The organism is Streptomyces sp. JLBJ103 (genome assembly GCF_058215575.1).
The window spans coordinates 4587768-4599910 of the sequence record NZ_CM177089.1; the positions used below are offsets into that span (position 1 = coordinate 4587768).

Below are 12143 nucleotides of genomic sequence, written 5' to 3' on the forward strand. Positions count from 1 at the left end.
GGGGGGCTTTATCTGACATCTACGCGCGTTACGATGCCGCGGAGCCAGCGCCAACGGAGGCGCTTCGAGTAAGAGGGGACCCTCGTGCGCCGGGTATCCAAGATATTTGCCGTGGGCATCGCCACCGCGGCTCTCGCACTCTCCGCCACCGCCTGTGGAAGCAGTTCGACGGAAGGAAAGAAGGACAAGGGCGTCGGCCTCGCCTATGACGTGGGCGGCCGCGGCGACCACTCCTTCAACGACTCCGCCGCCAAGGGCTTCGACAAGGCCAAGAAGGACTTCAAGGTCGGTGGCACCGAGCTGACGGCGAAGGACGGCGACACCGACGCCGACCGCTACGACAAGCTGGCCAGCCTCGCCGAGGAGGGCTACAACCCGGTCGTCGGCGTCGGCTACGCGTGGACCCCCTCGCTCACCAAGGCCGCCAAGAAGTACAAGGACACCGACTTCGCGATCGTCGACTCGGTCGTCGACCTCAAGAACGTCGCCAGCCTGGTCTCCGCCGAGCACGAGGGCTCCTACCTCGCCGGTGTGGCCGCGGGCCTGAAGACCAAGTCCAACAAGGTCGGCTTCATCGGTGGCACCGACAGCGCGCTGATCAAGAAGTTCGCGGGCGGCTTCCAGCAGGGCCTGAAGGACACCAACCCCAAGGCGTCGCTGGACGTCCAGTGGGTCCAGGTCGGTTCGGCCAAGGGCTTCGGCATGCCCGACCGCGGCAAGGACATCGCCGAGGGCATGCTCTCCAACAAGGTTGACGTGATCTTCTCGGCGGCCGGCGGCTCCGGCGCGGGCGCCATCGAGGCCACCGCCAAGAAGAAGGGCACCTGGTCGATAGGCGTCGACGGCGACCAGTACTACGACAAGGGCCTGGCCCAGTACAAGCACACGATCATGACCTCCATGGTCAAGACCGTGGACAACTCGGTCTACGACTTCATCAAGAGCGTGGTCAAGGACAAGAAGGCCGAGAGCGGCGTCCAGACCTACGACCTGAAGCGCGGCGGCGTCTCCCTCTCGTACTCCGGCGGATTCATCAACGACATCAAGCCGAAGATCGAGGAAGCCAAGAAGAAGATCATCGACGGCAAGATCAAGGTGGCGGACACCTACAAGGATTGATCACCGTCTGCCATGGACCCGGGGGGACCCGCCGTCCGCCCGGGTCCATGGCACATCCCCGTCGCTTCCGACGCAGGCGCGCCCCCGGCGCGCTCTGGCCAGTTCTACCGCTCACGCCCCTCAGGAGTGCGCCATCGAAGCCGCCAGCCCACCCAAGGGCGCCCCCGCCGGTGACGTCCATGACATCGCCGTAGAACTCCAAGGAATCACCAAGCGGTTCCCCGGAGTCGTCGCCAACCACGACATCGACATCACCGTGCGCCGCGGTACCGTCCACGCCCTCGTCGGCGAGAACGGCGCGGGCAAGTCGACCCTGATGAAGATCCTCTACGGGATGCAACGCCCGGACGAGGGCACCATCGCGCTCGACGGCGCCACGGTCGAACTGCACTCCCCGGCGGACGCGATATCCCGCGGCGTGGGCATGGTGCACCAGCACTTCATGCTGGCCGACAACTTCACCGTGCTGGAGAACGTCGTCCTCGGCGCGGAGAAGCTGCACGGCATCGGCGCCAAGGCGCGCGCCAGGATCAAGGAGATCTCCGAAGCCTACGGGCTGGGGGTCCGCCCCGACGTCCTCGTGGAGGACCTCGGCGTCGCCGACCGCCAGCGGGTGGAGATCCTCAAGGTCCTCTACCGCGGCGCCCGTACGCTGATCCTCGACGAGCCGACCGCGGTCCTCGTGCCGCAGGAGGTCGACGCGCTCTTCGACAACCTCCGCGAGCTCAAGTCCGAGGGCCTCACCGTCATCTTCATCTCCCACAAGCTGGGTGAAGTCCTCACCGTGGCCGATGACATCACCGTCATCCGGCGCGGCACCACGGTGGCCTCCGTCGTCCCCTCCGAGACCAGCCCCCGCCAGCTCGCCGAGTTGATGGTCGGCAGTGAACTGCCCTCCCCGGAGACCCGCGAGTCCACCGTCACCGACCACAAGATGCTGACCGTCGACGGACTGCGGCTGACCGCCACCGATGTGGACGGAGTGCAGCGCGCGGTGCTCGACGGCATCGACCTCACCATCCACAAGGGCGAAGTCCTGGGCATCGCCGGTGTGGAGGGCAACGGCCAGGCCGAACTGGTCGAGGCCATCATGGGTATCCGCGACCCCGACGCGGGCGTCATCACCCTCGACGGCGCCGACATCTCGCACGCCCCCACCCGCAAGCGGCGGGAGGACGGCATCGGTTACATCCCCGAGGACCGCCACCGGCACGCCCTGCTGCTGGAGGCCCCGCTGTGGGAGAACCGCATCCTCGGCCATGTCACCGAGGCGCCCAACAGCAAGGGCGGGCTGCTCAACCCGGGTGCCGCGCGCCGTGACACGGAGCGGATCGTCACCGAGTACGACGTGCGCACCCCCGGTATCGAGGTCACCGCGGCCTCCCTCTCCGGCGGCAACCAGCAGAAGCTGATCATCGGCCGGGAGATGAGCCATCACCCCAAGCTGCTGATCGCCGCGCACCCCACCCGCGGTGTGGACGTCGGCGCGCAGGCGCAGATCTGGGACCAGATCCGCGCCGCCCGGCGTGAGGGCCTGGCCGTGCTGCTGATCTCGGCCGACCTGGACGAGCTGATCGGCCTGTCCGACACCCTGCGGGTGATGTACCGCGGCCGCCTGGTCGCCGACGCCGACCCCTGCACGATCACCCCGGAGGAGCTGGGCTCGGCCATGACCGGCGCGGCGTCCGGCCATCTGGAGGGCGCGGCCGACGCCGACGCCCCGGTCGGCACCGACACCGACGCTCCGGCCGACACCGACGCCCCGGCGACCGCCGAACCGGCCGACGCGGCCCCGGCTGGGGGAGAGGACCGATGAAGAAGTTCGACAAGGAGCGGGTGCTCCTCGCGATCGCGGCCCCGCTGCTGGCGATCGTCAGCGCGTTCCTGCTGACCGCGGTGGTGCTGGCGGCGACCGGCAAGGCGCCGTTCGACGCCTTCGGCGTGATGTTCGACTACGGGGTGAAGGCCGACAGCCAGGTCTACATCCTCAACAAGGCCACGACGTACTACCTGGCGGGTCTCGCGGTGGCCATCGGCTTCCGGATGAACCTGTTCAACATCGGTGTCGACGGCCAGTACCGGCTGGGCGCCTTCTTCGGCGCCGCCGCCGGTGGCGCGATGGGGCTGCCGGGTCTGGTGCAGATCCCGCTGATCATCCTGGTCGCCATGCTGGTCGGCGCGATGTGGGCGTCCATCGCCGGTCTGCTCAAGGTCTACCGTGGCGTCAGCGAGGTGATCAGCACCATCATGCTGAACTCCCTCGCGGGCATCCTCATCAGCTATCTGCTGGTGGACGGCCGACTGGGCGTGCTGGACAAGCAGACCAACATCGTGGCCACCGAGCCGCTGCCGGAGTCCAGCCACTTCTTCACCATCCCGGCCGGTGGCGACCTGGACCCGATCTGGGGCTTCATCGTCGTCGCCGTCCTCGCCGGGGTCGGCTTCTGGTTCATGCTGGGCCGCACCCGGTTCGGCTTCGACCTGCGCGCGGTGGGCCGCTCCGAGTCCGCCGCCGAGGCCAGCGGTGTGAACGTCAAGCGCATGGTCCTCACCAGCATGCTGCTCTCCGGCGCGATGGCCGGTCTGATCGGCATGCCCACCGTGCTGAACGACACCCACCAGTTCACCGCCGACTTCCCGACCGGTGTCGGCTTCACCGGTATCGCCATCGCCCTGCTCGGCCGCAACAACCCGGTCGGCATCGGACTGGCCGCCCTGCTGTGGGGCTTCCTGGAGCGCGGTGCCAACCGGCTGGAGTTCGAGGGCTACGACAAGGAGATCGTCGGCGTCATGCAGGGCGTGATCGTCCTGTGCGTCGTCATCGCATACGAACTGGTGCGCCGCTACGGCCTCAAGCGCCAGCAGCAGAAGGTCGGTGCGGAGCTCGCCGCCCAGGCCAAGGCCGCCAAGAGTGACAAGCAGGAGGTGCCGGCATGAGTGCCACGGTGACCACCACCAAGAGCACGACCACGCCGGGCAAGACCGCGGGGTCGGCCTCCCGGATGTCCCTGGCCAAGGTGCTGCTGATCGTCGCCGGGGCACTGGTCGCCCTGTCGGTGCTGCGGACCTTCGTCGACGCCGCCCAGCAGGCGGACTTCGACCGCGTCACCTCCGCCGGCCAGATCGGCGCCGCGCTCGGCCTGGCCGTACCCATCGGGCTCGCGGGCCTCGGCGGTCTGTGGGCCGAGCGGGCCGGTGTGGTCAACATCGGCCTCGAGGGCATGATGATCCTCGGCACCTTCTTCGGTGCCTGGGCCGGGTATCAGACCAACCCCTGGGTGGGTGTGCTCGCGGGCGTCCTCGGCGGCGCCGTCGGCGGACTGGTCCATGCCGTCGCCACCGTCACCTTCGGGGTGGACCACATCATCTCCGGTGTGGCGATCAACATCCTCGCGCTGGGCGCCACCACCTATCTGGCCAAGCGCTGGTTCGAGCCGCTGAGCGACATCGGCGGTTCGCCCAAGCAGTCCCCGCAGGTCGACGACCTCCCGACGTTCACCGTGCCGGGTCTGTCCGACTGGCTGTCCACCCTGGAGAACCACCACTGGTTCGTGGTCTCGGACATCGCCGGCATCCTCGGCGGGCTGGTCACCGAGATCTCGGTGCTGACCATCCTGGCCGTGCTGCTGGTCATCGGCAGCTTCTTCGTCCTGTGGAAGACCTCGTTCGGACTGCGGCTGCGGTCCTGCGGTGAGAACCCGACGGCGGCCGAGTCCCTCGGCGTCAACGTCTACCTGTACAAGTACGCGGCCGTGGTCACCTCCGGTGCCCTGGCCGGACTCGGCGGTGTCTTCCTCGCCCTGGTCCGCTCGCACATCTACAACGAGGGGCAGACCGGCGGCCGCGGCTACATCGGCCTCGCCGCGATGCTCTTCGGCAACTGGCGGCCCGGCGGGCTGGCGATGGGCGCGGGCCTGTTCGGCTACTCCGACGCCCTCCAGCTGCGCAACGGCGGTGCCACCGTGCACGCACTGCTCCTGCTGGTGGCACTCGGTCTCGCTCTGCTGGCGGGCTGGCGGCTGTTCCGCAAGAGTTATCTCGGAGGCGCGGTGGCCGGTGCGGGTGCCGTCCTGCTGATCGTCTGGTACCTGCTGTCGGACACCGTCTCCAACGACCTGGTCGCCGGTACCCCGTACGTCGTCACCCTGCTGGTGATGGGGATGGCCTCACAACGGCTGCGGATGCCCAAGGCCAACAACAAGCCCTACCGGAAGGGACAGGGCACATGAGCACACCCGCTGCGGCGGCTCCCGACTGGGAGTCGCTGCGCGCGGCGGCCCGGGACGCGATGTCCCGGGCCTACGCCCCGTACTCCCGCTTCCCGGTGGGCGCCGCGGCGCTCGTCGACGACGGCCGCACGGTTACCGGGTGCAATGTGGAGAACGCGGCGTACGGCGTCGCCCTGTGTGCCGAATGCGGCCTGGTCTCGGCGCTCTTCGCCTCCGGTGGTGGCCGGCTGACCGCCTTCACCTGCTGCGACGCCGAGGGCGCGGTGCTGATGCCCTGCGGCCGCTGCCGCCAGCTGCTGTGGGAGCACGGCGGCCCCGGCCTCCAGGTCGACACGGCCTCGGGCATCCGCCCGCTCGCCGAACTGCTGCCGGACGCCTTCGGCCCCGCCGACCTCGGACGCTCCGGCGCCCGAGGCTAAGGTCCTGTCCTGTCGATCTTCGTGGATCAGCCCGCGGCGTCTGGTGAGGGCCCCTCCCAGCGGTAGCTGGGGGAGGATCGCAGGAGGGTCGTCCGCGTACTGGGCGTACTCGGACGACCCCGACAACGCGGCGAGGCGCGGTGCCAGACGTCGCGGGCCCGCGAAGATCGGCAGGACAGGGCCTACGCGTGCGGCCCGGCCGCCACCGGGCCGCACTCCCTCCTTCCCGGGCGCCCCGACATCCGGCGCCCGCACCACGCGAGAAAGGGCCGCACCCCACCATGGACGCCATCTCCGTCATCCGAGCCAAGCGCGACGGCGGCCGCCTCAACGACGGCCAGATCGACTGGATCATCGACGCCTACACCCGCGGTGAGGTCGACCCCGAGCAGATGTCCGCGCTCGCGATGGCGATCTTCCTCAACGGGATGGACCGGGCGGAGATCGCCCGCTGGACCGCCGCCATGATCGCGTCCGGTGAGCGGATGGACTTCTCCTCCCTCCCGCGCCCCACCGCCGACAAGCACTCCACCGGTGGCGTCGGCGACAAGATCACCCTGCCGCTGGCGCCCCTGGTGGCCGCCTGCGGCGCCGCCGTACCGCAGCTCTCCGGCCGTGGCCTCGGCCACACCGGCGGCACCCTGGACAAGCTGGAGTCCATCCCCGGCTGGCGGGCGCTGCTGTCCAACGACGAGATGATGGACGTGCTGCGCGAGGTCGGCTCGGTCATCTGCGCGGCGGGCGACGGTCTCGCCCCCGCCGACAAGAAGCTCTACGCGCTGCGCGATGTGACCGGGACGGTCGAGTCCATTCCGCTCATCGCCTCGTCGATCATGTCCAAGAAGATCGCCGAGGGCACCGGCTCGCTGGTGCTGGATGTGAAGGTCGGCTCCGGCGCCTTCATGAAGGACATCGACGCCGCCCGGGAGCTGGCCACCACCATGGTGGGCCTGGGTACCGACCACGGAGTGCGCACCGTGGCCCTGCTCACCGACATGTCCACCCCACTCGGCCGCACCGCGGGCAACGCCCTGGAGGTGCGCGAATCCGTCGAGGTGCTGGCGGGCGGCGGCCCCGCCGATGTGGTCGAGCTCACCCTCGCCCTGGCCCGGGAGATGCTCGACGCGGCGGGTCTGCCGGACGCCGACCCGGCCAAGGCCCTCGCGGACGGCTCCGCGATGGACCACTGGCGGCGCATGATCGCCGCCCAGGGCGGTGACCCGGACGCGCAACTCCCGGTCGCCCGTGAACGGCAGGTGGTCCAGGCCGCCGCCGACGGGGTGCTCACCCGTCTCGACGCCTACGCGGTCGGTGTCGCCGCCTGGCGGCTGGGCGCGGGCCGCGCCCGCAAGGAGGACCCAGTGCAGGCGGGCGCCGGTATCGAGCTCCACGCCAAGCCGGGTGAGCGCGTCACCGCCGGTCAGCCGCTGCTGACCCTGCACACCGACACCCCGGAAAAGTTCGACTACGCCCTTCAGGCCCTGGACGGCGCGGTGGACTACGCCCCGGCGGACACGGAGTTCAGCGCCTCGCGGATCGTGCTGGAGCGCATCGCCTAGGCCCTGTCCAACAGAGGAGGGCCGGACGGGAGTTTCCCGTCCGGCCCTCTCGCTGGGTGCGCGTCTTACTTCGGGGTGACCCAGACCTGGCGCTTGTAGCTGTTGGCCGAGTGGAGCTGGACCTTGGTGCTGTCGGCGGTGGAACCGCCGGTCACATCCAGCACCTTGCCCGAGGCGACATGGACGATCTGGCCCTTGGCGTTGACCGACCACTTCTGCGACGCCGTGCCGGTGCAGTCGGAGAGCTGGATCTTGTTGCCGTTGGTGGCCGCGTTGCCCGCGTTGTCCAGGCACTTGCCGAGCGCGCGGAAGGTGCCGTCCTGCTCCAGCAGCCAGGACTGGGCGACACCGTCGTTGCAGTGGAAGAGCTGGATCTGGGTGCCGTTGGTGGCCTTGCCGCCCTTGACGTCCAGGCACTTGCCCCCGAGGCCGGTCACCTTGCCCTGCGGCGAGAGGGTGGCACCGGCACCCTTGGCGAGGTAGCGCAGGCCCTGGACGTCGAACTGCTGGACGTAGGTGCCCGCGCGGTTGTCCGGGTACGCCTCGGCCGGGGTGCACATCACCGGCTTCTCGCCGGAGTCGCTGCCCTTGACGCAGTCGCCGCGGGTGGCGCTGCGGTTGGCGTGCGTCATGCCCAGCGTGTGCCCGATCTCATGGCTGATGTGGTTGCGCATGAAGGTTTCACCCCAGGACGGCAGCGGTTTGCCGTCCGTGGTGAAGAACGAGCTGTCGATGTAGGCATGGCCGCTGGTCACCGTGTCGGCCACGGACGAGGCGTAGAAGCCGCAGCTGAGGTTCTTGGTGCCGGAGCCGTCGTGGACGACCTTCCACCCGTGGCTGCCGCCGTCCTTGGGCGGTACGCAGGGACGCTTGAGCACGCCCATGACGATCTCGCCCTTGGGCCGCTCGTAGTTCCAGCCGACCGGCTTGGTGTCGACGGTGATCGGGAGATGGGTGATCCGGCGGAGATCCGTCGCCGACGCCTTGGCGTAACGGGACAGCCAGTCCGCGGACTTCTGGTCATAGAACTTGATCGTGTAGCCGGTCGACAGCGATTTGCCCGGACCGGCCAGCTTCCAGCCCTCACCGTGGGGTGCCGCTGCCGCGGCCGCGGCCTTGTGCGGCGCGGCGGGCGCCTTGAGCGACATCACACCGTTGTCGAAGGTGGCGTTGTCGGTGGCGGTCCCGGCGTTGTCCGTCACCGGCGCCGAAGCCGTGGACGGCCGTGCGGCCTCGGACTGTTCCTTGTCGTCGGTGCCGAACGCGCTGGAGGAGAGCACTCCGCCGGTGATCGCCGCCGCGGCGCACACCGCGACGATGGATATCCGGCGCTTCTTGCTCATGCGCAGTTTTCTGTTGGATCGCAAGTCCCCGTTTGCCCTTTCAGAGAAAGAACTCTTGTCGACTCCGCGTCTTCACCTGTCGGAAGCGGGAGTTGATCAGATGTTAGTCGAGCAACTGACCCCTCCTGCTCAGCAGGAAGCGCTTGAAGGCCGCCACCGGTGGAGTGTCCGGATGGCCGTCCAGCCAGGCGACGCCGATCTCCCGCACCGCGCGCGGCGCGGTGACCGTCAGCTCGGCCACTCCGGGGCGCGGCACCGCCGGGGGCGGCAGCAGCGCCACCCCCAGCCCGGCGGCCACCAGACCGCGGATGGTCTCGGCCTCCTCGCCCTCGAACGCGATCTTCGGGGCGAACCCCGCCTCGGCGCACAGCGCATCGGTGATCCGGCGCAGCCCGTAGCCCGGTTCGAGGGTGACGAAGACCTCCGAGGCGGCCTCGGCCAGGCGGATCCGGCGGCGGCCCGCCAGCCGGTGGTCGTCCGGCACCACCAGCCGCAGCCGCTGTTCGTCCAGACGGCGCGCGACAAGATCGGGGGCGTCCGGGACGGGGGAGGTCAGACAGAGATCGAGATCGCCCGCGCGCAGCCGCTCGATCATCGCCTCGCCGTAGTTCTGGACCAGTTGGAACCGGACCCGCGGATGGTCCACCCGGAAGGCGCGGAGCAGTCCGGGCACGGTCTCCGAGCCGAGGGTGTGCAGAAAGCCGAACGAGACCCGCCCGGCGGCGGGGTCGGCGTCCGCCCGTACCGTCTCGGCGGCGCGGTCCACCTCGGCGAGGGCCCGTTCGACCGAGCGCAGAAACGTCCGGCCCGCCGGGGTGAGCGCCACCGTACGGCCGCGCCGGGCGAACAGCGCGACGCCGAGCTCCGCCTCCAGCCGGACGATCGCCCGGCTGAGCGTCGACTGCGGCACTCCGAGCTCCTGCGCGGCGCGGGTGACATGTTCGTGACGGGCGACGGCGGCGAACTGCGCGAGCCGTGGGGTGAGCGCCACCGCCCACGACTCTTCCTCGACTCCAGCTGTCACCGGAATGTCGTGTTCGTAACTGATGTGTGACACGTACGCCCCTGACCTCGGATCATGCTGTGCTGGAACGATTATCTCGATTCCGTGCATTGGACGCATCAGCCGTGGGTACGTACGGTCGAATCATGCCTCCTGCTGATACCGGGGCGTCCACCGGGAACCACCGTGTGGACGCCTCCCCCGCGCTGTCCTCCGAACCCGTTTCCACGGCTTCCGCGCCCGCGCCCGCTACCGTGCCCGCTCCCGCTCCTGAGCGGATGAGTCCGGGCCGCCCCGGCTACGTACGGATGCGGTTCGCTCTCTTCACCGCCGGGCTCGCGACCTTCGCCCTGCTCTACTCGACCCAGGCGCTGCTGCCCGCGATCTCGGACGATCTCCATGTCCAGGCCGACCAGGCCAGTTGGACCGTCTCCGCGGCCACCGCGGCCCTGGCGCTCGCGGTGCTGCCGCTGAGCGCGCTGTCCGAGCGGTTCGGCCGCCGCGCGATGATGACCATCTCGCTCACGGTCGCCGTGGCGCTCGGCCTGCTGGTGCCGTTCGCCCCCGACCTGGGCTGGCTGATCGGACTGCGCGCGGTCCAGGGCGCGGCCCTGGCCGGGATCCCGGCCTCGGCGATGGCGTATCTCTCCGAGGAGGTGCAGCCCAAGGCGCTGATCGGCGCGATCGGGCTGTTCGTGGCTGGCAACAGCGTCGGTGGTATGAGCGGCCGGATCCTCACCGGCTGGGTCGCCGACGGCTGGGGCTGGCGGGCCGCGCTGGCCGCGGTCGGCGTCATGGCGCTGCTGTGCGCGATCGCCTTCCGGCTGCTGCTGCCCCCGGCCCGGCACTTCACCCCGGCCGCGGTGAGCCCGCGCGCCCTGGCCCGTACCGTCGCCGGGCACCTCTCCGACCCGCTGCTGTGCCGCCTGTACGCGATCGGCGCGCTGTTCATGACGGTCTTCGGCGGTGTCTACACGGTGATCGGTTACCGGCTGGTGGCCGAACCGTTCGGCCTCTCGCAGTCCCTGATCGGCTCGATCTTCCTGATCTACCTGGTGGGCACCGTTTCCTCGGCCGCGACCGGCAAGCTGGTCGGCCGCCTCGGCCGCCGCAGCACCCTGTACGTGGCCGTGACCACCACCGCGGCCGGACTGCTGGTGTCCCTGCTGGACTCGATCGGCGCGGTGCTGCTGGGTCTGGTGCTGATCACCGCGGGCTTCTTCGCGGGCCACGCGGCGGCGTCCTCGGCGGTCAGCCGCACCGCCAAGACCGGCCGCGCCCAGGCCGCGGCGCTCTACCAGGCGTCGTACTACATCGGCAGCAGCGCGGGCGGCACGCTGGGCGCGCTCGCCTTCCACGCGGCCGGATGGGCAGGCACGGTCCTGCTGGGCCTGGTGGCCGTGACGGGCGCGGCGGCGATCACGCTCTACGCGACCCGCAAGGCCCAGGCCGAACGCCGCGCGGAGGTGGCCCGCCGGGCCCTCCGCGGCATCCCCGCCCGAGCCTGACCCCACCAGCCCGGAGGGGCCGCCCCGCCCCTGTCCAGCGGAGCGGCCCCTCCGCCTTCGCCCTCCGGTGTACGGCGCCGCGCCCGGGTGGGGCGCGGCGCTTTCGCAGCGGACCTCAATGCCGCAGCGTCGAGCCGAACCCCACCGCCAGCGGCATGCGCAGACCCAGCGGCGGTGGGGCCGCCAGGGCGTCGGCGACCGGGCGGGAGTAGCCCGTGGCGAAGAGGGAGCCGAGGAGGAAGTCGGCGGTGAGGGCCCGGACTTCGGCGCGGTGCTGGTGCAGGCCGTGGCCGTCGGTGTGGACCTCGAAGCGGCACACGTCGCGGTTGACCTTCTTCGCCCGCTCCGCCAGCCGGTACGACAGATCGGGGTTGGTGCGCTCGTCATTGGTCCCGTGGGCGATCAACACCTGCCGTCCCACGAGCTGTTTCACCGGATCGGGTGTCAGGGTCGCGTCCGGTTCCGGAAGCCAGGGGGCGAGGGCGACCACCGTGCTGACGGCCGGGTGTCCGGCGGCGCGCAGGGCGGCGCGGCCGCCCATGCCGTGGCCGGTGAGGCAGACCGGTACGTCGCCGTAGAGCCGCCCCACCTCGTCCGCGGCCCACTCGGCGTCCGCGGCGGGGTCCGCGGCCGAGCCGTTCCAGCCGCGGCGCCGGTAGTGGACGACATGGGCGGCCAGGCCCTCGCCCTGACCGGCCCGCACCAGTCTTCGGGCCAGTGGCAGCACCGACGCCGCCGACATCCGGGATGGGCGCCGCGTGCCGACCGGCTCCCCGCCCGGGAGCAGCAGCACCACACCGTGTACGGTCCTCCGTGCGGCGGCCGCGCCCATCGGCCGCCCCAGCCGTGCGCCCCGTTCGGGCAACGCTTGCTGAGCCATGCCGACACGATCGCAGATGGAGTGGTGTACTCCACTACCCGTGCGGGTCACTGTTCCGTATCTATCGCCCCGTTCTACGCGCG

Annotated in this window: 10 protein-coding genes; 7 read left to right on the forward strand and 3 right to left on the reverse strand. The window is 70.4% G+C overall.

Annotated features, from left to right (window positions below):
• Nucleotides 1-84 precede the first annotated feature (84 nt).
• From AC4BEG_RS20240 to AC4BEG_RS20265, 6 genes are all read left to right on the forward strand, one after another.
• On the forward strand, nucleotides 85-1119 hold the full coding sequence (locus tag AC4BEG_RS20240) for a BMP family lipoprotein (protein WP_490701157.1): 1035 nt from the start codon (nucleotides 85-87) through the stop codon (nucleotides 1117-1119).
• A gap of 133 nt (nucleotides 1120-1252) precedes the next feature.
• Complete coding sequence (locus tag AC4BEG_RS20245) at nucleotides 1253-2935, forward strand: ABC transporter ATP-binding protein (RefSeq protein WP_490707141.1); 1683 nt, start codon at nucleotides 1253-1255, stop codon at nucleotides 2933-2935.
• Nucleotides 2932-4056 carry an ABC transporter permease gene (locus AC4BEG_RS20250; RefSeq protein WP_490701158.1) on the forward strand — a complete coding sequence of 375 codons (1125 nt, stop codon included), beginning with the start codon at nucleotides 2932-2934 and terminating at the stop codon, nucleotides 4054-4056. The genes AC4BEG_RS20245 and AC4BEG_RS20250 overlap by 4 nt, the downstream gene beginning before the upstream one ends.
• A complete protein-coding gene (locus tag AC4BEG_RS20255) occupies nucleotides 4053-5348 on the forward strand; it encodes an ABC transporter permease (RefSeq protein ID WP_490701159.1) in 1296 nt (431 codons plus the stop codon). Before AC4BEG_RS20250 ends, AC4BEG_RS20255 begins: the two co-directional genes overlap by 4 nt.
• Nucleotides 5345-5767, forward strand: coding sequence for a cytidine deaminase (locus AC4BEG_RS20260; protein ID WP_490701160.1), 423 nt, complete (start codon nucleotides 5345-5347; stop codon nucleotides 5765-5767). The genes AC4BEG_RS20255 and AC4BEG_RS20260 overlap by 4 nt, the downstream gene beginning before the upstream one ends.
• Nucleotides 5768-6048: 281 nt before the next feature.
• On the forward strand, nucleotides 6049-7326 hold the full coding sequence (locus AC4BEG_RS20265) for a thymidine phosphorylase (protein WP_490701161.1): 1278 nt from the start codon (nucleotides 6049-6051) through the stop codon (nucleotides 7324-7326).
• 65 nt (nucleotides 7327-7391) lie between these two features.
• On the opposite strand, the gene AC4BEG_RS20270 is transcribed toward AC4BEG_RS20265, so the two are convergent.
• Nucleotides 7392-8669 carry a ricin-type beta-trefoil lectin domain protein gene (locus tag AC4BEG_RS20270; RefSeq protein WP_490701162.1) on the reverse strand — a complete coding sequence of 426 codons (1278 nt, stop codon included), beginning with the start codon at nucleotides 8667-8669 and terminating at the stop codon, nucleotides 7392-7394.
• Between the two features lie 103 nt (nucleotides 8670-8772).
• Entirely contained in the window at nucleotides 8773-9783 is a 1011-nt protein-coding gene (locus AC4BEG_RS20275; protein ID WP_490707142.1) for a LysR family transcriptional regulator, read from the reverse strand.
• 35 nt (nucleotides 9784-9818) lie between these two features.
• On the opposite strand from AC4BEG_RS20275, the gene AC4BEG_RS20280 reads away from it, so the two are divergent.
• Nucleotides 9819-11180, forward strand: coding sequence for an MFS transporter (locus AC4BEG_RS20280; RefSeq protein WP_490701163.1), 1362 nt, complete (start codon nucleotides 9819-9821; stop codon nucleotides 11178-11180).
• 115 nt (nucleotides 11181-11295) lie between these two features.
• On the opposite strand, the gene AC4BEG_RS20285 is transcribed toward AC4BEG_RS20280, so the two are convergent.
• Nucleotides 11296-12060, reverse strand: coding sequence for a dienelactone hydrolase family protein (locus tag AC4BEG_RS20285; protein ID WP_490701164.1), 765 nt, complete (start codon nucleotides 12058-12060; stop codon nucleotides 11296-11298).
• Between the last annotated feature and the right edge of the window lie 83 nt (nucleotides 12061-12143).

Coding starts and splice junctions, on each gene's coding strand:
- AC4BEG_RS20250 (WP_490701158.1), top strand. CDS start 2,932: ATGAAGAAGTTCGACAAGGAGCGGGTGCTCCTCGCGATCGCGGCCCCG.
- AC4BEG_RS20255 (WP_490701159.1), top strand. CDS start 4,053: ATGAGTGCCACGGTGACCACCACCAAGAGCACGACCACGCCGGGCAAG.
- AC4BEG_RS20260 (WP_490701160.1), top strand. CDS start 5,345: ATGAGCACACCCGCTGCGGCGGCTCCCGACTGGGAGTCGCTGCGCGCG.
- AC4BEG_RS20265 (WP_490701161.1), top strand. CDS start 6,049: ATGGACGCCATCTCCGTCATCCGAGCCAAGCGCGACGGCGGCCGCCTC.
- AC4BEG_RS20270 (WP_490701162.1), bottom strand. CDS start 8,669: ATGAGCAAGAAGCGCCGGATATCCATCGTCGCGGTGTGCGCCGCGGCG.
- AC4BEG_RS20275 (WP_490707142.1), bottom strand. CDS start 9,783: ATGCACGGAATCGAGATAATCGTTCCAGCACAGCATGATCCGAGGTCA.
- AC4BEG_RS20280 (WP_490701163.1), top strand. CDS start 9,819: ATGCCTCCTGCTGATACCGGGGCGTCCACCGGGAACCACCGTGTGGAC.
- AC4BEG_RS20285 (WP_490701164.1), bottom strand. CDS start 12,060: ATGGCTCAGCAAGCGTTGCCCGAACGGGGCGCACGGCTGGGGCGGCCG.